Here is a 22,179-nt window from a genome sequence, read left to right as displayed (position 1 = left end):
TACGCCTTACTCATCGGCGCCAGGTGATCTTTGCTGGGATGCCGGCCCCGGGGCGCTCCGCCGTTCCGCTCGCACGGTGTGCGGTGGAACGCCCCGGTGTATCCGGTGACAAGCCTAAAGCGTGAACTCGGTGGAGTTACTCGCCCTTGGCCTTCGCGATGATCTCCTCGGCGACGTTCCGCGGAACCTCGGCGTAGGAGTCGAACTGCATCGAGTAGCTTGCGCGACCCGAGGTCTTGCTGCGGAGGTCGCCGACGTAGCCGAACATCTCCGACAGCGGCACCAGGCCCTTGACGACACGGGCACCGGCACGCTCCTCCATGGCCTGGATCTGGCCACGGCGGGAGTTGATGTCACCGATGACATCGCCCATGTAGTCCTCGGGCGTGGTGACCTCAACGGCCATCATCGGCTCGAGGAGCACGGGGGACGCCTTGCGCGCGGCCTCCTTGAAGGCCTGCGAGCCGGCGATCTTGAAGGCGAGCTCGGAGGAGTCGACCTCGTGGTAGGCGCCGTCGAGCAGCGTGACGCGCACGCCGGTCATCTCGTACCCGGCGAGGATGCCGAACTGCATGGCCTCCTGCGCACCGGCGTCGACCGAAGGGATGTACTCCTTCGGGATGCGGCCACCGGTCACCTTGTTCACGAACTCGTACGAGGCGTCGCCGCCCTCGATGGGCTCGATCGCGATCTGCACCTTGGCGAACTGACCGGTACCACCGGTCTGCTTCTTGTGGGTGTAGTCCACGCGCTCGACGGCCTTGCGGATCGTCTCACGGTACGCGACCTGCGGCTTGCCGACGTTGGCCTCGACCTTGAACTCGCGCTTCATGCGGTCGACGAGCACCTCGAGGTGAAGCTCGCCCATACCGCCGATGACGGTCTGGCCGGTCTCCTCGTTGGTGTGCACCTGGAAGGAGGGGTCCTCCTCCGCGAGACGCTGGATGGCGACACCCAGCTTCTCCTGGTCACCCTTGGACTTGGGCTCGATGGCGACCTCGATCACCGGCGCCGGGAAGTCCATGGACTCCAGGATCACCGGGGACTTCTCGTCGCACAGCGTCTCACCGGTCGTGGTCTGCTTCAGACCCATGACGGCGATGATGTCGCCGGCGCCCACCGAGTCGATCTCCTCACGCTTGTTCGCGTGCATGCGGTAGATCTTGCCGATGCGCTCCTTCTTGCCCTTGACGGAGTTCAGCACCGAGGTGCCGGAGTCCAGGCGACCGGAGTAGATCCGGACGAAGGTGAGCTTGCCGAGGTGCGGGTCGCTCATGATCTTGAACGCCAGCGCCGACAGCGGCTCGTCGTCGGACGGCTTGCGCTTGATGACCGCCTCGGCGTCCTTCGGGTCCTGACCCTCGATGGCCTCGATGTCGACCGGGGAGGGCAGGTAGCGCACGACGGCGTCGAGCAGGGGCTGGACGCCCTTGTTCTTGAACGCGGTGCCGCAGAACACCGGGGTCACCGTGGTGCCGGTGCCCTTGCCGGAGGCGATGGTGATACGACGGATCGCCGCGTACAGCTGCTCCTCGGAGAGCTCCTCGCCCTCCAGGTACAGCTCCATGGTCTCTTCGTCGTTCTCGGCGACGGCCTCGACCAGCTTGCCGCGGTACTCCTCGGCGAGCTCGACCAGGTCCTCCGGGATGTCGACGATGTCGTACATCTCGCCCTTGGCCGCCTCGGCGGAGTAGACCAGGGCCTTCATGCGGACCAGGTCGACGACGCCCTTGAAGTCGGCCTCGGCACCGATCGGGAGCTGCATGACGATCGGCTGGGCGCCCAGGCGGTCCGAGATCATCCCGACACAGCGGAAGAAGTCGGCGCCGGTACGGTCCAGCTTGTTGACGAAGCAGATACGCGGAACGCCGTAGCGGTCCGCCTGACGCCACACGGTCTCGGACTGCGGCTCCACACCGGCCACACCGTCGAACACGGTCACGGCGCCGTCGAGGACGCGGAGCGAACGCTCCACCTCGACGGTGAAGTCGACGTGACCCGGGGTGTCGATGATGTTGATGGTGTGATCGACGTCCTCGAGCGACCAGTGGCAGGTCGTCGCGGCGGACGTGATCGTGATGCCGCGCTCCTGCTCCTGCTCCATCCAGTCCATCGTGGCAGCGCCGTCGTGGACCTCACCGATCTTGTAAGAGACACCGGTGTAGAAGAGGATGCGCTCGGTGGTGGTCGTCTTGCCCGCGTCGATGTGGGCCATGATCCCGATGTTGCGGACCTTGGCCAGGTCAAGCGAAGTGGTAGCCATAAGGCTTCAGTCTTCTCTCGGTCTCGATGTGGGTTGCGACTACCAGCGGTAGTGCGCGAAGGCCTTGTTGGACTCGGCCATCTTGTGCGTGTCCTCGCGCTTCTTGACCGAGGCGCCGAGGCCGTTCGAGGCGTCCAGCAGCTCGTTCATCAGGCGCTCGGTCATGGTCTTCTCGCGGCGGGCGCGCGAGTAGCCCACGAGCCAGCGCAGCGCGAGAGTGGAGGCGCGACCGGGCTTGACCTCGATCGGCACCTGGTAGGTGGCGCCACCGACACGGCGGGACTTCACCTCGAGGGCCGGCTTGACGTTCTCGAGGGCGCGCTTCAGCGTGATGACCGGGTCCTGGCCGGTCTTCTCGCGAAGGCCCTCCATCGCGCCGTAGACGATGCGCTCGGCGGTGGAACGCTTGCCGTTGAGCAGAATCTTGTTGATGAGCGAGGTCACCAGAGGAGAACCGTAAACCGGGTCGATGATGACCGGGCGCTTCGGGGCGGGGCCCTTACGAGGCATTCTTACTTCTCCTTCTTGGCGCCGTAGCGGCTGCGGGCCTGCTTGCGGTTCTTGACACCCTGGGTGTCGAGCGAGCCGCGGATGATCTTGTAGCGAACACCCGGCAGGTCCTTCACACGGCCACCACGCACGAGCACGATGGAGTGCTCCTGCAGGTTGTGTCCCTCACCCGGAATGTAAGCCGTGACCTCGATCCCGGAGGTCAGACGCACACGCGCGACCTTGCGGAGGGCCGAGTTCGGCTTCTTCGGGGTGGTCGTGAACACACGCGTGCAGACGCCGCGACGCTGAGGGGAACCCTCGAGGGCGGGCGTCTTGTTCTTCTCGACCTTGTCCTGCCGGCCCTTCCGGACCAGCTGCTGGATCGTAGGCACTACTTCTCCGGTTTCTGTGTGCCGTGTAGTAAAGCTAACCTGGAACTTTGCCGACCCACGCGGTCGGGTGTGTCGGATCGTGCGGACTCCCGCCGGAAGGCGGACATGGGCGCAGATCGCGGTGGCCGTCGGCGGACTCGCCGTGCGGTTGAGGACACGCACACGAGCCCAGGCACACCCCAGGCACAAGGTCTGAGCGTACCTACCGTACGGACCTGGGTCAAAACAAATGCCCACGCGCAGCACCGGCCACCCCGGGGGCGGCACGGGGGGCCTGGAGACGGGGCCGCGGGGGCGCGGGCGGGCGGCGGGACGCGGGACGCGGCGGTACGGGGGCGGGGCGGGACGCGGACGGGTGGTACAGGGGCCGTGGGCGGGCGGCGGGACGCGGGCCGTACGGGGCCGGGGCGCGGTGGTACGCGAGCGGGGCCGGGCGGCACGTCACCGGGAGGCGGCGCACGCGAGCGGGGCCGGGCGGCACGCGGGCCGTACGAGGGCGGGAGCGGCGGGCGTACTCACGCTCCCTCGTCCTCGGGGACGGAGGGCTGCCGGGCGCGCCCGCCCCCTCCGGGCTGGCCGCGCCGGGGGCGGCGCGGGGTGGCGATCCTCGGGATGGTGGGGACCTTCGAACCGCGGCTCTTGGGGACGAACGCGTGGCGGGGCGCCGAGGAGGACGCTTCATCGCTCCCGGCCGGGGGCGAGGCGGGGGCGGCGGCCGGACCGGGGCCCGCCGGGTCGGCACGGCCGGGCGCGGCGGGGGCCGTGGGGGTGGTGGGTGCGTCCGGCGGGGCCGCCGCTGCGGTGGGGGGTGGTTCGGCTGCGGTCCGCGAGGCCGGCTCCTCGGTCGTCGCGCCGTCGCCCGCCGCCTCGTACCCGTGCTTGCGGCCGTGGCCGGGCGCCGGGCGCTTCGGTGCGGGGTCCGGGTGCTTCGGTGCGGGGTCCGGGTCGGCTGCGTAGGGGAGGCGGCGGTCGCGCGGGAACGGTATGACGGAGCCCCGGCCGCGCGTCCGGTCGACCAGGCGCAGGGGGCGGCCCCGCGCGGCGCGGGCTTCCTCCACGAGCGGGGTGAAGTGGAGGGCGGCGTCGCGCCAGCCGTCGGCGTACGCCTTGAACTCGCGGCGTTCGAGTTCCTCGCGGAGCAGCAGGGCGATCTCGTCCGGGGCGTGGCCCTCCAGCAGCCGCCCGAGCAGGCCCAGCAGGCCCAGCAGGCCCGGCAGGCCCGGCAGGCCGTCAGGGGAGTCGTCGGGGGAGCCGTCGGGCGGGGGCGGGGGTGGCGACTCCCCCTCGCGGGTCCGTTCCGGAGCGGCGGGGTCGGCGGGGTCCCGGCACGGCTCCTCCGCCGGGCAGCCGTCGCGGCCGGAGCGGCCGTCGTCCGCGTCACCGCCCGCGAGCGGTGGACACCCTTCGCCCTCGACCATCAACGCGTCTCTCTCCGTGTCCCGTTGCCGCCGGCCCACCCAGCGTCGCAGGCATTCCCGAGCGACGCATGCGCGTTCGCCCGTGGCATGAGACGCGCGGCTCGGGTGCGGGCCACGGCCTGTGTAAACAGCAGTGGACAGACCGGGGCAGCTTACCGGGACGCGGGGAGGCGGTCACTGCGGGTACACGGACCGGCCGCGCGGTCCGACGGTCCGGAGCGCGCGGCCGGGCGGCGGCGGTGGCGGGCGTTCCCGCCGGTCCCGTGGTCCCGGGCGGGATGGTGGACGGTGACGATGCGCCGGGCCGCGCCGGGTCGCCAGAGCCGGGGCCGGGGCCGGGACGGCGGCGGGAACACGGGGCCGAACGGCGGGCGGCGGGGGCCGGGGGGGCGGGCGCCGGGGGGCGGGGGCCGGGCGGTGGCGGGCCGCCCGGCACCCGCTCACTCCTTGGCGAGCGGCGCGCGGCGCGCCGGGGCGGGCGGCAGGAACTGGCCGGCCACCTTCATGAACATCTCGCGCTGGTCCGCCGGCACGCCCAGCCCCGCCGCGGCCTCTTCCAGCGTCAGGCGGCGGCCCTCCCCCGCGCCCTGCGGCGGCGCCTCGTCGGCCTGCGGCAGCGGGAGGTCGTCCTCCGTGAGCCGCCCGGACCTGATGAGCATGTCGCGCACCGGCACGCCGAGCACGTGCGCGAGGCGCCGGGTCGTCTCCAGGTCCGGCATGCTCTGGCGCTGCAGCAGCCGGGTGATGGCCGCGCGGTGGACGCCGGCCTCGTCCGCGAGGCGGGACTTGCCTCCCCCGCGCGGACTGTCGATGTCGAAGCCGCGGCGGCGGATCAGTTCCTCGATCCAGGCGGCGAACTGTTCCAGGTCACTGGCGGTCATGGTGTGGGGTCGCCTCCCTCCGAAGCGAGGCCCAGAGTATCGCGCTTGCGCGCACGGAATTACGTGCCCGAACGCACGCATCGTGCAGATTCCGGGAAGGCCGGAACACGAAGTTAGTTGCGGGCTCGCACGCAACATGGCAGGGTGCGTGTCCGCGACCTCTCTCCGGTCCCCTTTCCCACCGCGCTCAGGAGCCCCGCATGCCGTCCGCCCCGCACCCGTCCCCGCCGCCGTCCGAGGTCATGGAGTTCTTCGGCTGGCGGGCCGCGGCCGCGTGCTCGGGGCTGCCCCCGCACGTCGTGTTCGCCCGCCGCGAGGCGGAGGCCGCACCCGCGCTGGCGGCCTGCGGCCGGTGCCCGGTGGTACGCCGCTGCCTGGAGGCGGTGGCACCCGCCGAGAGCTGGTTCGACGGCGTGAGCGGGGGGCGGCTCTGGCGCAACGGCCGCCCGGTCCGGCTCCGCCGTGACACCGACGGGACCCACAGGACCGGCGGGACCGGCGGGACCGGCGGGGCCCGCGCCGCCTGAGGGCGCCGCACGGCTCGCCCCGCGCCGCCGCCCGCCCCTCAGGCGCGCCCCCCACGGCCCGCGCTCAGGCCCGGCCCGCCCCTCCCGTACGCGCCGCGACCCAGCCCAGCGCCCATCACCGCCCGGCGCCCGTCCGGCACCCCGCGCCTCACTCCACGTCACCACCCTGGGAGCACTCCATGGCCGAACCGACGACCACCGCCGCACGCACCGTCCAGGACGCGGCCCTCTGGATCGAGGCGCTGCTCAGGCAGTTCCCCGAGCTGCTGACCGAACTGGCCCCCGGCCGCCCCTCCCCCGCCGCCGCCCCGGCGCGGCGGGCCCCCTCGCCCGAGGCGGCGGAGCGCATCCGCGCGGAGCGGCGGGACGCGCTGCTGGTGGAGAAGCGGCACGGCCTGACCGCGCCCGGGTACTCGGCCGCGCCCCTGCGCCTCCATGTCTCCGACGCCGTACGGGACATCACCGACGGGGTCGTGGAGCTGGACGAGGCCGTGCACGACAAGCTCGGGCTCGGCCGGCCGCGCCACGCGCGGGTTCCGCAGCGGCTGGCCCGGATCGCGGGGCTGCTGGGCGAGGTGGCCGCGCACCCCGCGCTCGCCGCCCACGTACGGGACGAGTCGCGCCGGATGGCCCGCCGCTGCGCGCGCGTGCTGGGCGACTCGGAGTCGGTCGTCCGGGTGCGGGGCCGCTGCCCGTGGTGCGACTCGGTGTCGCTGCGCGCCTTCCCCGCCCGCCGCGCGGTGCTCTGCGTGAACCCGGCCTGCCGGTGCGACGCGGCCGCGTGCGACTGCCGTACGGACCCGGCGTACCGGCACGTCTGGCACGAGGACGCGTGGGAGGCCCTGGCCGGCGCCGCGGGGGCGGACCGGGCCGAGATCGACGCCTCCATGGACGAGACGGCGGACGCGCGGCCGGGCCCCGGGCGCCGTCCGGACGCCCCGAGGCGCGCTTCCCGGGGGGACCGGGGATGACCACCGACCGAAGGAGACCGCACATGACCGTCACCGCCGACACGCTGATCAGCAGTGACCTCGCCGCGACGGAGGCCGGGGTCGTCCCGGCCACCATCCGCAAGTGGGTCCAGCTCGGCCACCTGGCCCCGTCCGGGCGCCGCGGGCGGGCGCTCCTCTACCGGCTGGAGGACGTGTTCGCGGCGGAGCGGGCGGCCCGGCGAAAGCCCCCGGCCCGCTGACGCCGACGACCCGCCGGCGACCGACGGCCCACTGACGACCGACGGCCCGCCGACGACCGGCAGGCGGCGGACGGCCCGCGGGCCGGGCCCGGCGGATCACCCGCCGCACCGAGAGAGGCGGCCACCCCCGACCCGGGGGTGGCCGCCTCTTCTCGCTGCGGGCGCACCGCTGACGCCGGGCACCAGCGCGGTGCGGGCGCACCGCGGGTGCCGGCTGCGCACCGCGTGCGCGCGCCGCGTCAGGGGCGTCGCCGCCGTCAGGGCTCGTCGTCCCCGTCCGGGCGTATGGGCAGCACCCGCGCGTCATCCGGATCGGGGTGGCTTCTGCCCAGGTGGGCGACGGCCTCCTGCCAGCCGCCCGCGAATCCGTGCACCTCGGCGTCGGCCGAGATCCGCGCCCCGATCTTCCCGATCACCGCGGTGAGCACTCTCGCGGTCTCATCCGTGTAGGCCCCGGTCCCGCCCGCCTCCGCGGCGACCTCCAGGACGGCGGCGACCACGTCGGTCAGCCGCTCATGAGCACTGCCGGCACTGCTGGACACACGCACCTGCCGTTCCCCGTTCGTACAGCGAGCTGCCATTCGCCCTCATCGAACGTCTTCTTCGAATGCCTGTTCGAAACCATGAGGGTACGCCTCCGACGCACCGTCACACCACCCGGAAGGCGCCCACGAGGCACGGCTCGGCGCGAACAAGTTGCGCGCTCGCACGATCTCAATCACTATGGATGCAGCGGCGGAGCTGTGCCCGCATCCCTCCAGGGCACCGCTCCGCCGCCCGTGTGTCCGGGCACTGTCCGTGTCCGAGCGCCGTCACGGGCCCTCTCCCGGCACCGCCCGCTCACCGCAGTGTCCGGTCACGCGGCCGGGCGCCCGGCCGCCCCGTACGAACAGGAGTGATTCCCCGTCATGAGCTCAGCCCCGAGCACCTTCCCCGATGTGGAGGCCATCGTCGTGGACCTCCTCTCCGACCGGCCGGAGCTGGCGGGGGCGATCGTCGACGAGTCGCCGCCGCCCGGCTTCGACGGCACCCAGCGGGCCGTGATCGTCTCCCGTCGCGGCGGCGCCTGGGTCGACGACCTCCACGTCGACCGGCCGATGATCGAGCTGGAGGTGTACGGCCCGGACAAGACGGCCGCGCACGTCCTGGCCAACGCGGCCCGCGCGGTGCTGCTGCGATGCGCCGGCACCGTCCTGGGCACCTCGGTCATCACCGACGCCGCCGAGGCCGACGGCCCGCGCTGGCTGCCCGACTACGTCTACACGGCTGCGAACCGCTACCTCTGCGTGATCCAGCTCTCCGTGCGCACGAGCTGACCCCGGCCCGCACCCGCACCCGCGCCGTACGGGCCTCCGCCCGTACCCGCGCCCCCACGGACCGGCGACCGCCGGCCGTACCCACAGACAGGCCCCGCCGGCCCCGGCGGGGCCTTCGCCGTACCCACGGCGACCCCACCGCACCAACCGAACCTCTCCAAGGAGCACACCATGGCAGGCAACTCCGCCTCCGAGATCCGCGTCGCCGGCACCGGACGGGTCCTGGTCGCCCCGCTGGGCGCCGCCCTCCCGACCACCTTCTCCGCCACCCCGTCCACCGACTGGGACAGCAGCTGGGTGGACCTCGGGTACACCACGACCGACGGCGTGACCTTCTCCAAGAAGGACAAGCTCGACCCGGTCGAGACGTGGCAGTCCATCAGCCCGGCCCGGTTCGTCTACTCGGACCGCGACCTGACGCTGAAGTTCTCCATGCTCCAGTTCAACGAGGACACGCTGCCGTTCTTCATGGGCGGCAGCAAGACCGACATCGTTCCCGGCGGCGCCGACAACCAGGGCGTCTTCACCTTCGACGTGCCGGACGGGCCGACCTTCGACGAGCGGGCCCTCGGCCTGGAGTTCACCGACGGCAAGGACGTGACCTACCGCTTCGTCATCCCGCGCGGCCAGGTCACGGCCACCGACGACATCAAGCTCGCCCGCAAGGCGGCCGCGTCGCTCGGCGTCACCTTCACCGCGCTGTCGTCCGGCGACGGCGAGCCGCTGGCCACCTTCGTGATGAAGGACCCGGCGTACGCCACCGCCTGATCACCACCCCGGTGCCGGGCGGGAGCCCTCCGCTCCCGCCCGGCACCCGCCCCACTCGCACCGCACAGCACCGTCACAGAGATACGGAGACACCATGGCCTCGTTCAACGTCAACGCCGCCCGCGCCCAGCGCCTGGAAGCGCTCGGCCGCGGCTGGTCCTTCGAGCTCGACGGCGACACCTTCGAGCTGCCCACCGAGCTCTCGCGCACGACGGCCAAGGCGCTGCGCCGGCTCGACGACGACGACGTGGACGGCCTGCTGAAGCTGCTGCTCGGCGCCGAGCAGTTCGCCCGCTTCGAGAAGCACGACGTCACGATGCAGGACATCGGGGCGATCCTGAACGCCTACGGCAAGGAGACCGGGCTCGGCCTGGGGGAAGGCTGAGCCTCGACGCGTTCGTCACCGAACACGCCGAGGCCCTCGAAGCCGACCTCCTGCGGCACTACGGCGTGGACCTGCTGGACTGGCACCGCGGCCGGCTCTCGTCACGCCGGCTCGCGGTGCTGGTCAAGCACATGCCACGCGACAGCGCCCTGCTGAGCGAGACGGACGGCGAGGCGGCCGACTGGTCGACCACGGACTACCTGCTGGCCGCCGTCGTCGACCACCTGGCCGCGGCGAACTGGATGTTCGCCTCGGTCCACTCGGACGAGGACGCCGACCCGCCGGAGCGCCCGGTACCGGTACCGAGGCCGGGCGACGGGGCTGCCGGCTCCGTGGACGCCCCCCGGCCGACGGCGCCCGCCCCCGCCGGGGCCCCGGACCGGGACCGGGCCCCGGACCCGCCGAGCCCGGCGGAACTGGCCCGGTTCTTCAGCTGAAGACCGTGAGCAGGAGCACGGCGGCGGCGACCAGTACCGCCAGGGCCGCCTGGAAGACGTAGCCGAGCCTCGCCTCCCGGCCCGCCAGGTACTGCGCCGACGCCGCGTCCGACGGCTTGCGCGGGTCGTACACGACCGGGAAGCCCTGGCCGACCTCGGGGGCGGGCCGGGGGCTGTTGATCCTCGCGGCGATCTTGATTCCGGTCTCCGTCCGGAAATGGCACCGGACGTAATGGACGGTGACCCCGCTGGTCCTGATCCGCTCCACGCAGACGGCTTCCGCCTCGATTCCGCGGCGCTTCAGACGACGGTCGCGCAACTGCGCCGGAAGGGACAGCAGGACCAGCGCGGTGAGCGGAAGACAGAGAAGCAGGATCACTTCAGCGGCTGTCGCATACCCCGATATCGCCAGATGCACGGAAACCCCCCGGATGTGCCCGTCCCGCCGAACGGGGCGCAGTCTACAACCACGCCACCCACGGGAGGTCTCACGTGGCGGATTACATCACCGAGGCGGAACTCACCGCCCGACTCAAGAGCCACGGCATCGCCGAGGACACCACGGACGTCACCACGACCGCCGATGTCCAGAAGGAGATCAACGCCGCGGTCGCAAGATACTCGGACCAGGTGAAGGACGATCAGAAGAAAGAGGACGAGAAATTCTTCAAGGACTGGGTCTGGCGCGTTCCCACCGAACTCAACGGACTGAAGTCTGAATTCACCTCCTTCAAGGCGGAGCTCGTTCCCCTGGTGACCGGATGGGCGGTACTGAACGCCGCCCTTCCGTCGCTGTGGAGCCTTGAGGAGATGATGAAAAACAGATGGGGGTGGGACTACAGCCGAAACGGCATCCTCATGCCGCCCCCCATCGCGCGCCGCCGGGAGCAGCGGGCACTGGGCGAGGAACTCGCGCGCGAGGCGGAGCAGAGGCGCCAGAGCCTGCCGCCCGACCAGCGGTGGGAGTCACCCGAGGAGCGCCTCCGGATGCGCGAGGAGGAACGGCGCCGCGCCGAGGAGGAGCGCCGCCGTGCCGAGGAGGCCCGCCGCGCCGAGGAGGAGCGGCAGCGCCAGGAAGCGCAGCGCGCCGAGGAGGAGCGCCAACGCGAGGCCGAACGGCAGCAGGCGGCTCGCCGTGCGGAGGAGGAGCGCCAACGCGAGGCCGAGCGGCGGCGCGAGGAGGAGCGACGGCAGGCGGCCGCCCGTCCGGAGCCCGGTGCCGGCGGTGACCCCGCCCGCACCCCGCCCACCCGCCGCCGCGCCAGGCGGCCGACGACGCCCCGTCCGCCCTCCGACCCCCTCGGGCCCGTCACACGGACGGCCAACCAGGTCCGGCCCGACGTCCGCGGGGCCACCGGCGACCTCGGTGCGCTCCGGCGGGGCCTGGATGACACATCCCGCGCCGCCGACGGCGGCTGACACGCAGAAACCGGTGGCTCATGTCTCTCGTACGCTCACTCGGCAGAGCATCCAACGCACTCAAGGATTTCCAGGCCAAGTCCACCGCCACCGACCGGGCGATGAACGGGCTGCGCTCCGGCGCCGCGCGCGGTGAGCAGGGGCTCAAGAACATCCGGACCGCCGCACAGGGGTCCGCCCGCGAGCTGAACCAGCTCAAGTCGGCGGCCGACAAGGCCGACAGGTCCCTCGCGAAGGCCGGCAGGACCGGCATGACCAGCGGGACGCAGATCGGCGGGTTCAAGAAGGGCGCCGACACCGCGTCCAAGGGGATGAACGGCCTCAACAAGTCCATGAAGGGCAACTTCATCGCCCGGCTCATGGAGCTGTTCATGCCGCTCATCGAGAAGGTGGTCGAGATGGCCGCCCGCTCCAAGACGATGCAGAAGGTCCTCAAGGTCGCCTTCGACGCCGTCAAGAAGGTCGTCACCGCCGTCATGAAGGCCATCGGCCCGATCATGAAGGCGGCCGGCAAGCTGATCAAGACGGTCTGGGACGGCATCAAGAAGTCCGTCACCGTGGTCGTGAACGCCGTGTCCAAGGTCGTCTCGTCCACGTTCAACGCCATCAAGAAGGTCATCACCTCGGTGATGAACGGCGTGCGGTCCGTCGTCTCCGGCGTCTGGAACGGCATCAAGCGCGTCATCCTGCCGGTGGTGAACTGGATCAGGGACGTCGTCCCGCGGGCCTTCACCGCCGTCAAGGACAAGCTCTCGCGCGCCTGGGGCGGCCTCCAGGACATCGCGGCCCGGGCCTTCGGCAAGATCAAGGGCGCGGTGAAGGGCCCGATCAACGCCGTCATCGGGCTGATCAACGGCGCGATCGGCAAGCTCAACGGCATCAGGGTCTCGATCCCCGGCTGGGTGCCCTTCGTCGGCGGCAAGTCCTTCGGCGTCAGCCTGCCGAGGATCCCGCTGCTCGCCGAGGGCGGCGTGGTCCAGCCCCGGCGCGGCGGCGTCCACGCCATCGTCGCCGAGGCCGGCGAGGCCGAGGCCGTCCTGCCGCTGTCCAAGCTCGACCGGCTGCTGCGCCACACCGCGCGGGCGGCCCGCGCCCGGTCGGTCGACTCCGGTGCCGGCGCGGAGCACGGCTTCCGGATCGAGAACTACTACGAGGCGACCTCCAGCGACCTGCGGGAGACCGCCTCCGCCCTGCTGTTCCTCTCCAAGGCGCGCGGATGAGCGCCGCCCTGGCCGCCCAGGTGAACGGGATCACTCCCCACCTGCGGGGCCTCTCCGGGGCGCTCTCCTCCTTCCGGGGCCAGGTCCGGGCGGCGACCCGCGCGACGGCCGGCGTACGCGGCGGACTCGGCCGGGGCTCCGCGGCCCTGGACCGCGTCCGCCCCTCCGCCGCGTCCGCCGCCGCCCAGGTCCAGCAGGCCAAGGCGCGCGCCGAGAGTGCCGACCGGTCCCTCACCAAGGCCGGCCGCACCGCCGCCGCCACCGGCACGCGGGTCAGGCGCGGCGGGGGCCAGGCCAGGGGCGCCGCGGCGCCGCTGAGGTCGCTCGCGTCCGGCGCCGGCTCGTTCGGCGGTGTGGCCGGCCTCCTGGGCAGGGCGACCGGCCCGCTCTCCAGGGTCATGACCGTCCTGGGCATCGGCCTCGGCGCCGCCGCGGCGGCCATGATGGCCGCCAACGTCGCCATGCGCGCCAACCCGTTCGGCTTCCTCGCCGGCATCATCGTGCCGGTCGTGGCCGCCATCGTCGAGTACGCCATGCACACCGAGACCGGCCAGAAGATCATGAAGCAGGTCTTCGGCCACGTCCTGAAGACCTTCCAGGGGATCGCGAAGTTCCTCGGCCCCGTCGTCACCTTCTACGGCACCGTCGTCGGCTCGTACTTCAAGGCCGTGGGCGTCGTCGTCACGACCGTCGCCACGGTCGTCGGCGCCGCCGTCTCCGGGGACCTCGGCAAGGCCGGGGGCGCCGTCTCCCGGGCCACCCGGGCCCTCAGCGACCTCGTGCGCCGCCCCTGGAACGCCTTCCGGTCGGCCCTCCGGCCCGTCCTGGACTGGATCACCGGCAAGGTCCCCGCGATGTTCACCCGTGTGCGGGACGCCATCTCCAGGACCCTCGGCGGCATGGGCGACTTCGTCTCCACCGGGCTCCAGGCGCTCGCCGGGGTCATCACCGGCCCCATCAAGGGCCTGATCGCCTTCGCCAACCAGGTCATCGACGGTCTCAACAGTCTCAGCGGCGAGTTCCTCGGCAAGAAGTTCGGCGTCGACCTCGACAGGATCCCGCAGCTCGCGGACGGCGGCGTCGTCGACCCCGGGCGCGACGGCGCATCCGCCGTACGCCCCCTCTCCTCGCTCGACCGGCTCAGGCCGGCCGAGGCCGGGCACCGGGCGGGCCCCGCGGACGCCCCCCGCCCCCCGCACCGCGCCCGGCTGCACGCCTACCGCGAACCGGAGGGCCGCAGCGCCCTCGCCATCGCCGAGGACCTGCTGTTCCTGCACCGGACCGCGGCCTGAGGGCACGGCCCGACGAGAGTCCCGACGAGCCCCGGCGCGCCCAGACGCGCCCAGACGAGAGCCCCGACGAGCCCCGACGAAAGTCCCGACGAAAGCGAGGTGACGGCCCGCCATGGCCGAGACCACGACCGCGTACACGAACGAGGCCGCGCCCGGCTCACTGATCACCCGCGACGGGCAGATCCAGTGGGCCGGCCTGCTGATGGGCCCCGGCACGCCGTACCAGATCGACCGTTCCGGCATCACCGGCTGGGACGACCTGCCCACCCTCGACACGGGTGACGTCCCCCGGCCCGACCGGCACGGCGCCTGGCCCGGCGCGGTCTGGGCGCAGCCGCGCCTGGTGACGGCCACCGTCTGGCTGGTACCGCCCACCGCGGCCGAGGCCGCCGGCACCACCGCCGCGTTCCGCGCGGCCACCGGGCCGGAGGGCGGGGAGCGCTGGCTCGCGGTGCGCCTGCACGGCGAGACGCTCGCCGTACGCGCCCGGGTCAGCCGCCGGGTGGTCCCCCAGGACCGCGCGTACCTGCGGCAGGGCACGGGCAAGGCCAGCCTCCAGTGGACGGCGACCGACCCGCGCCGCTTCAGCACGGTCAGGCGCGAGGGGCAGGCCCTGCTGCCGGTGCCCGAGCCCGGACTGGAGTGGGAGAACGAGGCCGGCAGCGGGCTGGAGTGGCCGGTGGAGTGGGGCGGCGACGCCGGGGCGGGCAGCTTCACCGCCGTCAACGAGGGCGGGGCCGCCGCGCACCCGGTGATCGAGTTCCGGGGCCCGGTGCGCCGGCCGACCCTGAGCCGCCTCGGTGACGGCGGCCAGCTCCAGTACGACATCGTGCTCGGCGCCGGCGAGGTCCTCACCGTCGACACCGAGGCGGGCACGGTCCTGCTCAACGGCACGGCGTCCCGGCTCTACACGGCGACGTCCACCTCGATGCCGGAGCAGCTGTTCCGGCTGGAGCCGGGCGGTACGACGCTCGCCTTCCGCTCCGAGGACCTGACGCCCGACCCGAGCGCCTCGGTCACGGTCCGCTGGCGCGACGCCCACTGGTGACGGCCGCCCGGCCGCCCCTCCGGGGCGACGGTCCGTAGGCCGGGGCCCTCATGCTCCCCCGCGCGCCCCGAAGTCCGCGGCCCCGCGCCCCCCGACCCCCGCACCGCACGCCACCGCACCGCACCGCCCCGCCCCGCGAGGCCACCGCACGCCACCGCACCGCGTGCCGCCCCCACCGCACGCCACCCCACCGCACGCCACCCCACCGCACGTCACCGCACCCACAGGAGGACAACATGCCCGTACGCAGCGCATGGCTGGTCAACCGCACCGCGACCGAGTCCGGCCAGACCCGCTCCGACACCCGCCTCGCCCCCACCGGCACCATGGCCCCCAGCGGCGCGCTGACGACCGTCTCCGGCGTCGTCCCCGGCTCCAAGGACGGCCGGTACATCATGGACGGCCTGTACGTCTACGGTGACACCGCCGGGATGACGGCGAACGTCGCACCGGGCCGGGCCGTCGTCCAGGGCTCCCCCGCGGCCGGTGCCTACCCGGTCGTCGTCACCGACTACTCGCAGATCACCTTCGACGACGGCGACGCCAACAACCCGCGCGTCGACCTGGTCCTGCTGCGCGTGTACGACGCCCAGTTCGACCCCGCCTCCGGGCGCACCGAGGCCGTCCTGGAGATCCTCAAGGGCGCGCCCGCGCCCGCCCCGGAGCCGCTGCCGGTGCCGGAGGGCGCGCTCGCGCTGGCCAGCGTCCACGTCCCGGCCGGGGCGTCCGTCGGCACCGGCGGCCTGGACTGGTCCAAGGCCGTGTACGACCTGCGCCACCCCACGGTCGCCGTCGGCGGCATCCTCGCCGAGTCGTGGAACCGCGACATCCCGGGCGGGTACGCGGGCCAGTACCGCGACAACGCCTCCCACCTCCAGCGGTGGGACGGCACCCGCTGGGTGTCGTACCCGCGGCACGTCGGCGGCGTCGCCCCGCAGGGCGCGCTGGCGGCCGGCGAGTACGCGGGCCAGTACCGCGACGAGGGCGGCAGCCTCCAGCGCTGGGACGGCGCGGTGTGGCGGCCGATCGTGCCGTCCTCCGGCTGGGCGTACAACAACGACGGCGGCTACTGCTCCTCCACCGGCTGGGTGGAGGCCCTCACCGACACCACGGGACCGACCGTCTCCGCCTCGTTCACCACGCCGGTCTCCGGCACCGTGCTCGTCACCGTCGGCTACCTCGGCAACAACCCGGTCGACACCGGCTGGTCGAAGATGAGCGCCACCATCCGGCTGGCCGGCGCCGTCGTGGTCTCGGCCCACGAGGTGCGGTCCGCGCACACGACCGGCAAGACCCTGCACTCCGTCACGCACACCTTCCGGGTCAACGGGCTCAAGCCGCACACGGTGTACACGGCGGTCGGCGCGTACTGCTCGTCGGCCACCGGCAACAAGGCGTGGTTCGACAACCGGTTCGTCCGCGTCGACCCGGTGCTGTGAGCCGCCCCATGAGCCGAGCCGTCACCACGCCCGTCTACCGGGCCGTCTTCTGCGACCTGCGCACCGACCAGGTGCTCGACGCCCTGCCGCTCACGGAGGCCAAGTTCGACGACTTCATCGGCAAGCCCGGCTCCCTGACGGCCACCGTCCCCCTGCCCGAGCCGGCCCTGGCCGCCCGCGCCAAGGAGGCCCTCAGGCCCGGCCGCACGGCGGTCTGGCTGGAGCGGGACGGGGACGTCTGGTGGGGCGGGGTGCTGTGGACCTGCACCCCCGCCGCCGACGAGCAGGGCCGGATGACGGTGCAGTTCCAGGCCGGCACCTTCGACTCGTACCTGGACCACCGCATCCTCTCGGCCGACCTGCTGCTCCTCCAGGCCGACCAGTTCGACATCGCCCGCGCCCTGGTGGCGCACGCCCAGGAGCAGGAGGGCGGCGACATCGGGATCAGCCTGGGCGCCGAGATGTCCGGCGTCCACCGCGACTTCGCGTCCGGCTACACGGCCCTGACCCGGGTCCGGGAGCTTCTCGACAAGCTGGCCCAGCTCGCGGACGGCTTCGAGTGGCGCGTCCACTGCTACCGCGACGGCCAGGGCCGCCGCGTCAAGCGCCTCCAGCTCGGGCACCCGCGGATCGAGACGAGCCAGGCCGACATCGTCCTGGACCACCCCGGCTCCGTCCTGTCGTACAGCCTGCCGACGGACGCGACCGTGCAGGCGAACGTGTGGGTGGCGCGCGGCGAGTCCGCCAACACCGACCAGACCCGGGACTCGCTGCCCGTGACGGCCGTGGAGAGCGAGCCGGCCGACCTGGCAGCCGGGTGGCCCCGGCTGGAGCGCACCTCGGACCACACCGGGGTCACGGACACGGCCACCCTCCGCTCCCTGGCCAGGGCCGAGCTGGCGCGGCAGCGCCGGCCCGAGCAGATCCCGGAACTGACCGTCGTCCTCGACGGCCGGATCACCCCGGCGCTGCTCGGGGCCCGGATCCGGCTGCGCGTCACCGACCTGTGGCACCAGGACGGGCTCGACGCCCACTACCGGATCGTCGGCCTCGCCGTGAACCCGCCGCAGCGCACCAAGCCGGAGACGGCGACGCTCTACCTGGAAGGGGTGTAACCCTTGGCGATCATCCCCACCGACCTGCTGGACCGCATCCGCGCCCTGGAGCGGCAGGTCAGGGACCTGATGGGCAGCGCGAACACCACCCCGGCCCTCAACCAGATCAGCGACGGCGAGGTCGTCATCGGCGGCGGCGGCCGGCTGCGCGTCCGGACCGCCGACGGGGAGGACCTGATCCACATGGGCCGGGTCCAGCCCGACCGCGGCCCGGACACCCCGCAGCAGGGCCTGATGGTCCGCCGGGACGACGGGTCGATGGCGCTGACCGTGCGGACGACCGCGCCGGACCGGCTGGAGACCCAGCCGGTGCAGATCTTCGACCGGCGGGGCAACGTCGTCGTCGCCGACGACGCCGCGCAGCGCGGCCTGGCCCGCCCGTACATCCCGTACCCGCTGCCCCGGCCGGTCGACACGGCCCGCTGGGAGGCGACCGGGAACACCTCCTGGACCACGCTCTACAGCGGCCCGGCCATCTCCCAGCACCCGAGGCTGTACGCCCGGATCGCCGTGCGGGGCCCGGCGGGCGCGGAGGTGCGCCTCCTCGTCGACGGGGTCCAGGTGGGGCCCGCGGGCGGGCCCGGCGCCGACCTGGAGTTCCGGGAGTCGCTGGCGGCCGGGTTCAGCGCGACGGTCACCTTCGAGATCCAGGCGAGGGTCGCCGCGGCGGGCGACACGGTCCGCTGCCGCCCCCTCGCGCTGTACGGCGTCCAGTCCTGACCCCGGAGCGGCCCGGCCCCGCGGCTCCAGGGCCGGGCCGCCCTCCACCCCCGGCCGTACGACACCGGCACCCCGGCCCCCGGCCGCGCCCCCGGGCTCACCACCTCGCCACTCGGCTCGACCCACCAGGCTGGGCCCACCAGGCACCGCCCATCGGGCTCCGCCCACCAGTCCGAGGCCGGTGGGCCACGCGGCGCCACGCGGCGCCGCCCGACGCGGGGCGACACGGGGCGACACCCCACCCCGCGAACGGCTGCGCGTCCCCCCGCGACCGGCAGCCCGCCGCCCCTCCCCCGGCCGGCAGCCCGTCGCCCCGCGACCGGCACCCCGCCGGCACCCCGGCGGCGCCCACGCCACCGGCCCCCGTCAGTCCGACCGCACCCCCACCCCCACCCCCGCACCGAGCCGCCCCGGCCGGGTCCCGCACCCGTAACACCCCAAGGAGGACCCCTCGTGCTCCCCGAATCCATCCCCACCGTCCGGGTCACCGCCCGCTACCTGACCCCGGACGGCTCCCCGATGGGCGGCTCCGTCGAGTTCCGCCCGCCGTCCCTGCTCACCCACGCCGCCGCCGACGTCTTCGTCGGCGGACCGACCGTCGCCCGCCTCGACGGCGAGGGCCGGATCGACGTGGTGCTGCCCGCCACCGACGCCCCCGGCTGGAACCCGGTCGACTGGACCTACCAGGTGACCGAGAAGCTCGCCGGTCTCGGCCGCACCCGCGTGTACCAGCTCGCGCTGCCCGCCGCCCAGCCGGCGGTCGACCTGGCCGACGCGGCCCCGGCCGACCCGAACACCCCCCACTACGTGGCCGTTCCGGGGCCGCCCGGCCCGGCCGGGCAGATGGGTCCGGCCGGCCCGGCGGGCCCGGTCCGCTCCGTCAACGGGTTCACCGCACCGGACATCACCCTCACCGCGCAGGACGTCTCCGCCATCGCCGCGAACCAGGCGGGCGCGGCCGGCGGCGTGGCGAGCCTCGGCCCCGACGGCAAGGTGCCGGGGACGCAGCTCCCCGACCTCGCGGGCGCCGTCTCCTCGGTCAACGGCCGCACCGGCGCCGTCACCGTCACCGCCGCCGACCTCGGCGCCCTGACACCGGCCGCCGCCGACACCCGCTACCTGGGCCTCGACGCGGCCCCGGTGAAGACCGTCAACGGCCGGACGGGAGCCGTCCAGCTCACCGCCGCCGACCTGTCGGCGGTCGCCGAGGGCGACGCCGTGCTGGTCACCGGCGACCAGACGGTGACCGGCGCCAAGACCTTCGCGACCCCGCCCGCCACCGGCGCCGACCCGTCGGCGGCCGACCACCTCGTACGGCGCGGCTACGTCGACTCCGTGTCCGCCGCGGGCACCTGGTCCCCCGCCGCCATGGGCTTCTCCTGCTGGGCGTTCGACCCGGCCGCCTCCTCGGGCAACACCGTGCAGTACTGCATCAACGGCTGGGTCTACCTGATCGGCGTCCCGCTGCACGCGGCCACCACCGTGCGGAACGTCGTCTTCTACGTCGCCGGGTACGCGGGCGGCACCCTCGCGGCGGCCTCCTTCGCCGGCCTGTACACCGGCTCCGGGACCAAGGTCGGCCAGACGGCCGCGCTGAACGGCCTGCTCACCGCGACCGAGGGGAAGACGTTCGTCCTCCCGCTCGGCACCCCGTACGCCGCCGCACCCGGCAACTACTGGGTGGCGCTGCTGGTCAACGGCCCGAACCCGACCAACGGCGGGCCGGGCTTCCTGCGCGGCGCGTCCATGGGCGAGGCGCCGGGCGGCAGCGCCCGGATGCCCGGCGCCTTCATCCGCCACGGACGGCTGGCGACCACGGGGCAGACCTCGCTGCCCGCCTCGTTCACCCCGTCGACGGTAGTCGCCGACTCCAACGCGATCTGGGCGGCGCTCGCCTGACGCACCCCAGCGCCCCGCGCCCACGCCCACGCCCACGCCCACCCCCCAGCGTCACGCGCCCCGCGCCCCCGCGCCGGGGGCCCCGCGCCGGGGGCCCCGCACCGGCCACCACCGGCCGGGGCCCCCGGGCCTCCCCCGGGCCCGGCGCGCCCCCCACCCCTCCCACCTCCCCAGGAAGGACGCCCATGGCAGCCCCCCTCTCCCCCGACCGGCTCCTCGCCGCCCTGCGCGCCGAGGGCGTCCGCGTCGTCGAGCGCCCCGGCTGGCGCACCCACCACCGCAACCGGGCCGGCGCCTGGGGCCCGGTCAACGGCGTGATGATCCACCACACCGTCACCAGCGGCACCGCCGCCTCCGTCGACCTGTGCGCACGGGGGTACGCGGGCCTGCCGGGCCCCCTGTGCCACGGCGTGATCGCCAAGGACGGCACCGTCCACCTCGTCGGCGGCGGGCGCGCCAACCACGCCGGCGGCGGCGACCCCTCCGTGCTCCAGGCGGTCATCACCGAGACGTACCGGGACCGCCCGCCCCTCCCCCGCGCCCACCAGGGCAGCCCCGGCGCCGTCGACGGGAACGCCCGCTTCTACGGCTTCGAGTGCGTCAACCTCGGCGACGGCTCCGACCCGTGGCCCGCCGCCCAGCTCGACGCGGTCGAACGGGTCGGCGCCGCCCTGTGCCGGGCGCACGGCTGGGGCGCCCGCTCCGTCATCGGCCACCTGGAGTGGTCCGCCCACAAGATCGACCCGCGCGGCTTCGCCATGGCCGGGCTGCGCGAGCGGGTCCAGCGACGGCTCGGCGCGGCCCCCGCCCCGCAGAAGCCCACCGCTCCGAGACCCGCCACGCCCCGCCACCAGCCGTTCCCGGGCGCCGCGTTCTTCCGGTCGCACCCCGACTCGCCGATCATCACCGCGATGGGCCGCCGCCTGGTGGCCGAGGGCTGCGGCCGCTACCGGGTCGGCCCGGGACCCCGCTGGTCGGAGGCCGACCGGCGGTCGTACGCGGCCTGGCAGCGCAAGCTCGGCTACACCGGCGCCGACGCCGACGGCTGGCCGGGCGCCACCTCGTGGAACGTGCTGAAGGTCCCGTACACCGCCTGATCCCGCCCCACGGGGGCGCCGGGCCCGGCGCCCCACGCCCCTCCGCCCCGCACCCTGACGCCCCTCCGCCCCGCACCCATCGGCCCGGCCCCCTCACCCCACCACATGCCCCACACCCCCGGCCCCGCACCCCACCACCACATGCCCCACACCCCCGGCCCCGCACCCGCACCGCAGCCCCACCCGGCCGGGTCCGGCCCCGCCGCCCCACCCGCCCGGCCCCGCCGCACCGCCCCACAGGCCACGCGGCCCCACCCCGTAAGGAGCACCACCATGTCCGAGGCCGCCAAGCGCACGGCCCGCACCGTCCTGCAAACCGCCGTCGGCATCGCCGTCGTGCTGCCCGCGGTCGTCGACGCCGCCGACCTCCCGGAGACCCTGCCCTGGGTCGCCGGGGCCCTGGCCGTCGCGGGCGCGCTCACCCGGATCATGGCCCTCGACACCGTCCAGCGCCTCCTGCCGTCCTGGCTGCGCACCGCACCGGGAGGCGCCGATGGGCGAGACTGACCCGCACGACCCGCTCACCGTCGCCATCGAGCTGGAGCGGATGCGCGGCACCCTGGAGGCGGGGCTGGCCCGCGTCGACGGCTCGCTCGCCCTGCTCGTCCAGCGCAGCGACCAGACCGACAAGCAGCTCGCCGACATGGAGTCCCGCCTGGACGCCCTGGAACGGGCCCGCTGGCCGCTGGCGAGCATCGCCGCCCTGACCGCGAGCGCCGGCCTCCTCCTCACCCTCTGGCAGCTCGCCGCGCACTGACCGGCCCCGCCCACGCCCACCGGCCCGCCGCCCTCACGGCACGGCCGCCCCGGAGACACCGGGCGACCGGGCCCGCCGCCTCCGCACACGCCGAAGGGCGGC

Annotated in this window: 25 protein-coding genes; 18 read left to right on the top strand and 7 right to left on the bottom strand. The window is 74.1% G+C overall.

Going from position 1 to position 22,179, the window contains the following annotated elements:
• Window positions 1-136 precede the first annotated feature (136 nt).
• The 5 genes from fusA to CP974_RS18070 all read right to left on the bottom strand — a co-directional run bounded on the left by fusA (window position 137) and on the right by CP974_RS18070 (window position 5,446).
• The gene (gene fusA / locus CP974_RS18090) at window positions 137-2,263 is read right to left on the bottom strand and encodes an elongation factor G (RefSeq protein ID WP_031134101.1); all 2,127 of its coding nucleotides are present in this window, start codon (window positions 2,261-2,263) and stop codon (window positions 137-139) included.
• A gap of 39 nt (window positions 2,264-2,302) precedes the next feature.
• Entirely contained in the window at window positions 2,303-2,773 is a 471-nt protein-coding gene (rpsG, locus tag CP974_RS18085; protein WP_023587042.1) for a 30S ribosomal protein S7, read from the bottom strand.
• 2 nt (window positions 2,774-2,775) lie between these two features.
• On the bottom strand, window positions 2,776-3,147 hold the full coding sequence (gene rpsL / locus CP974_RS18080; protein WP_003948652.1) for a 30S ribosomal protein S12: 372 nt from the start codon (window positions 3,145-3,147) through the stop codon (window positions 2,776-2,778).
• 515 nt (window positions 3,148-3,662) lie between these two features.
• Window positions 3,663-4,565 carry a hypothetical protein gene (locus tag CP974_RS18075; RefSeq protein WP_150485828.1) on the bottom strand — a complete coding sequence of 301 codons (903 nt, stop codon included), beginning with the start codon at window positions 4,563-4,565 and terminating at the stop codon, window positions 3,663-3,665.
• A gap of 440 nt (window positions 4,566-5,005) precedes the next feature.
• Window positions 5,006-5,446, bottom strand: a complete 441-nt coding sequence (locus CP974_RS18070) for a helix-turn-helix domain-containing protein (protein ID WP_031132262.1) — start codon at window positions 5,444-5,446, stop codon at window positions 5,006-5,008.
• Between the two features lie 200 nt (window positions 5,447-5,646).
• On the opposite strand from CP974_RS18070, the gene CP974_RS18065 reads away from it, so the two are divergent.
• The 3 genes from CP974_RS18065 (at window position 5,647) to CP974_RS18055 (ending at window position 7,165) form a co-directional block, all read left to right on the top strand.
• Window positions 5,647-5,973, top strand: coding sequence for a WhiB family transcriptional regulator (locus tag CP974_RS18065; RefSeq protein ID WP_223844393.1), 327 nt, complete (start codon window positions 5,647-5,649; stop codon window positions 5,971-5,973).
• A 179-nt stretch (window positions 5,974-6,152) separates the two neighbouring features.
• Window positions 6,153-6,944, top strand: coding sequence for a hypothetical protein (locus tag CP974_RS18060; RefSeq protein ID WP_051839496.1), 792 nt, complete (start codon window positions 6,153-6,155; stop codon window positions 6,942-6,944).
• A 23-nt stretch (window positions 6,945-6,967) separates the two neighbouring features.
• Entirely contained in the window at window positions 6,968-7,165 is a 198-nt protein-coding gene (locus CP974_RS18055; protein ID WP_031132265.1) for a hypothetical protein, read from the top strand.
• A gap of 257 nt (window positions 7,166-7,422) precedes the next feature.
• Here CP974_RS18055 and CP974_RS18050 read toward each other — a convergent pair whose 3' ends face one another.
• Entirely contained in the window at window positions 7,423-7,707 is a 285-nt protein-coding gene (locus tag CP974_RS18050) for a hypothetical protein (RefSeq protein WP_223844394.1), read from the bottom strand.
• 366 nt (window positions 7,708-8,073) lie between these two features.
• Between CP974_RS18050 and CP974_RS18045 the strand changes: the two genes are divergently transcribed.
• From CP974_RS18045 to CP974_RS18030, 4 genes are all read left to right on the top strand, one after another.
• Entirely contained in the window at window positions 8,074-8,481 is a 408-nt protein-coding gene (locus CP974_RS18045) for a hypothetical protein (RefSeq protein ID WP_031132267.1), read from the top strand.
• Window positions 8,482-8,652: 171 nt separating this feature from the next.
• A complete protein-coding gene (locus CP974_RS18040) occupies window positions 8,653-9,249 on the top strand; it encodes a phage tail tube protein (RefSeq protein ID WP_031132269.1) in 597 nt (198 codons plus the stop codon).
• 94 nt (window positions 9,250-9,343) lie between these two features.
• Window positions 9,344-9,634: a hypothetical protein gene (locus CP974_RS18035; protein ID WP_031132270.1), complete on the top strand. Its 291-nt coding sequence runs from the start codon at window positions 9,344-9,346 to the stop codon at window positions 9,632-9,634.
• 65 nt (window positions 9,635-9,699) lie between these two features.
• Complete coding sequence (locus tag CP974_RS18030; protein WP_037938047.1) at window positions 9,700-10,071, top strand: hypothetical protein; 372 nt, start codon at window positions 9,700-9,702, stop codon at window positions 10,069-10,071.
• On the opposite strand, the gene CP974_RS18025 is transcribed toward CP974_RS18030, so the two are convergent.
• Window positions 10,064-10,450 carry a DUF3592 domain-containing protein gene (locus CP974_RS18025; protein ID WP_031132273.1) on the bottom strand — a complete coding sequence of 129 codons (387 nt, stop codon included), beginning with the start codon at window positions 10,448-10,450 and terminating at the stop codon, window positions 10,064-10,066. The two genes, CP974_RS18030 and CP974_RS18025, sit on opposite strands and share 8 nt — an antisense overlap.
• Window positions 10,451-10,563: 113 nt before the next feature.
• On the opposite strand from CP974_RS18025, the gene CP974_RS29690 reads away from it, so the two are divergent.
• The 11 genes from CP974_RS29690 (at window position 10,564) to CP974_RS17970 (ending at window position 22,077) form a co-directional block, all read left to right on the top strand.
• Window positions 10,564-11,490 carry a hypothetical protein gene (locus tag CP974_RS29690; protein ID WP_031132276.1) on the top strand — a complete coding sequence of 309 codons (927 nt, stop codon included), beginning with the start codon at window positions 10,564-10,566 and terminating at the stop codon, window positions 11,488-11,490.
• A 20-nt stretch (window positions 11,491-11,510) separates the two neighbouring features.
• Window positions 11,511-12,710 (top strand): phage tail family protein, encoded by a 1,200-nt coding sequence (locus tag CP974_RS18015; protein WP_031132278.1) that lies wholly within the window; start codon window positions 11,511-11,513, stop codon window positions 12,708-12,710.
• Window positions 12,707-14,002 carry a phage tail tape measure protein gene (locus tag CP974_RS18010; RefSeq protein WP_031132279.1) on the top strand — a complete coding sequence of 432 codons (1,296 nt, stop codon included), beginning with the start codon at window positions 12,707-12,709 and terminating at the stop codon, window positions 14,000-14,002. The genes CP974_RS18015 and CP974_RS18010 overlap by 4 nt, the downstream gene beginning before the upstream one ends.
• 112 nt (window positions 14,003-14,114) lie before the next feature.
• On the top strand, window positions 14,115-15,050 hold the full coding sequence (locus tag CP974_RS18005) for a phage distal tail protein (protein ID WP_031132282.1): 936 nt from the start codon (window positions 14,115-14,117) through the stop codon (window positions 15,048-15,050).
• A 236-nt stretch (window positions 15,051-15,286) separates the two neighbouring features.
• A complete protein-coding gene (locus tag CP974_RS18000) occupies window positions 15,287-16,489 on the top strand; it encodes a hypothetical protein (RefSeq protein WP_031132289.1) in 1,203 nt (400 codons plus the stop codon).
• A gap of 8 nt (window positions 16,490-16,497) precedes the next feature.
• The gene (locus CP974_RS17995) at window positions 16,498-17,604 is read left to right on the top strand and encodes a hypothetical protein (RefSeq protein ID WP_031132291.1); all 1,107 of its coding nucleotides are present in this window, start codon (window positions 16,498-16,500) and stop codon (window positions 17,602-17,604) included.
• 3 nt (window positions 17,605-17,607) lie between these two features.
• Window positions 17,608-18,324 (top strand): hypothetical protein, encoded by a 717-nt coding sequence (locus CP974_RS17990; RefSeq protein ID WP_031132293.1) that lies wholly within the window; start codon window positions 17,608-17,610, stop codon window positions 18,322-18,324.
• A 453-nt stretch (window positions 18,325-18,777) separates the two neighbouring features.
• Window positions 18,778-20,223 (top strand): hypothetical protein, encoded by a 1,446-nt coding sequence (locus CP974_RS17985; RefSeq protein ID WP_031132295.1) that lies wholly within the window; start codon window positions 18,778-18,780, stop codon window positions 20,221-20,223.
• 185 nt (window positions 20,224-20,408) lie between these two features.
• Complete coding sequence (locus CP974_RS17980; RefSeq protein ID WP_031132297.1) at window positions 20,409-21,320, top strand: peptidoglycan-binding protein; 912 nt, start codon at window positions 20,409-20,411, stop codon at window positions 21,318-21,320.
• A gap of 273 nt (window positions 21,321-21,593) precedes the next feature.
• Window positions 21,594-21,827 (top strand): hypothetical protein, encoded by a 234-nt coding sequence (locus CP974_RS17975; RefSeq protein WP_031132823.1) that lies wholly within the window; start codon window positions 21,594-21,596, stop codon window positions 21,825-21,827.
• The gene (locus CP974_RS17970; protein ID WP_031132824.1) at window positions 21,814-22,077 is read left to right on the top strand and encodes a hypothetical protein; all 264 of its coding nucleotides are present in this window, start codon (window positions 21,814-21,816) and stop codon (window positions 22,075-22,077) included. Before CP974_RS17975 ends, CP974_RS17970 begins: the two co-directional genes overlap by 14 nt.
• Window positions 22,078-22,179: the final 102 nt, after the last annotated feature.

This window comes from Streptomyces fradiae ATCC 10745 = DSM 40063 (assembly GCF_008704425.1).
Taxonomy (GTDB): domain Bacteria; phylum Actinomycetota; class Actinomycetes; order Streptomycetales; family Streptomycetaceae; genus Streptomyces; species Streptomyces fradiae.
The sequence above is the reverse complement of the archived record's forward strand: the minus strand, read 5'-3'. Positions and strand labels throughout refer to the sequence as shown.

Bases quoted from the DNA above. Each gene is read 5' to 3' on its own strand.
- rpsG (WP_023587042.1), bottom strand. From the start codon at position 2,773: ATGCCTCGTAAGGGCCCCGCCCCGAAGCGCCCGGTCATCATCGACCCG.
- CP974_RS18070 (WP_031132262.1), bottom strand. From the start codon at position 5,446: ATGACCGCCAGTGACCTGGAACAGTTCGCCGCCTGGATCGAGGAACTG.
- CP974_RS18060 (WP_051839496.1), top strand. From the start codon at position 6,153: ATGGCCGAACCGACGACCACCGCCGCACGCACCGTCCAGGACGCGGCC.
- CP974_RS18005 (WP_031132282.1), top strand. From the start codon at position 14,115: ATGGCCGAGACCACGACCGCGTACACGAACGAGGCCGCGCCCGGCTCA.
- fusA (WP_031134101.1), bottom strand. From the start codon at position 2,263: ATGGCTACCACTTCGCTTGACCTGGCCAAGGTCCGCAACATCGGGATC.
- CP974_RS17995 (WP_031132291.1), top strand. From the start codon at position 16,498: ATGAGCCGAGCCGTCACCACGCCCGTCTACCGGGCCGTCTTCTGCGAC.
- CP974_RS18015 (WP_031132278.1), top strand. From the start codon at position 11,511: ATGTCTCTCGTACGCTCACTCGGCAGAGCATCCAACGCACTCAAGGAT.
- CP974_RS18040 (WP_031132269.1), top strand. From the start codon at position 8,653: ATGGCAGGCAACTCCGCCTCCGAGATCCGCGTCGCCGGCACCGGACGG.
- CP974_RS18045 (WP_031132267.1), top strand. From the start codon at position 8,074: ATGAGCTCAGCCCCGAGCACCTTCCCCGATGTGGAGGCCATCGTCGTG.
- CP974_RS17975 (WP_031132823.1), top strand. From the start codon at position 21,594: ATGTCCGAGGCCGCCAAGCGCACGGCCCGCACCGTCCTGCAAACCGCC.
- CP974_RS18000 (WP_031132289.1), top strand. From the start codon at position 15,287: ATGCCCGTACGCAGCGCATGGCTGGTCAACCGCACCGCGACCGAGTCC.
- CP974_RS18075 (WP_150485828.1), bottom strand. From the start codon at position 4,565: ATGGTCGAGGGCGAAGGGTGTCCACCGCTCGCGGGCGGTGACGCGGAC.
- CP974_RS18035 (WP_031132270.1), top strand. From the start codon at position 9,344: ATGGCCTCGTTCAACGTCAACGCCGCCCGCGCCCAGCGCCTGGAAGCG.
- CP974_RS17970 (WP_031132824.1), top strand. From the start codon at position 21,814: ATGGGCGAGACTGACCCGCACGACCCGCTCACCGTCGCCATCGAGCTG.
- CP974_RS18065 (WP_223844393.1), top strand. From the start codon at position 5,647: ATGCCGTCCGCCCCGCACCCGTCCCCGCCGCCGTCCGAGGTCATGGAG.
- CP974_RS17980 (WP_031132297.1), top strand. From the start codon at position 20,409: ATGGCAGCCCCCCTCTCCCCCGACCGGCTCCTCGCCGCCCTGCGCGCC.
- CP974_RS18010 (WP_031132279.1), top strand. From the start codon at position 12,707: ATGAGCGCCGCCCTGGCCGCCCAGGTGAACGGGATCACTCCCCACCTG.
- CP974_RS18055 (WP_031132265.1), top strand. From the start codon at position 6,968: ATGACCGTCACCGCCGACACGCTGATCAGCAGTGACCTCGCCGCGACG.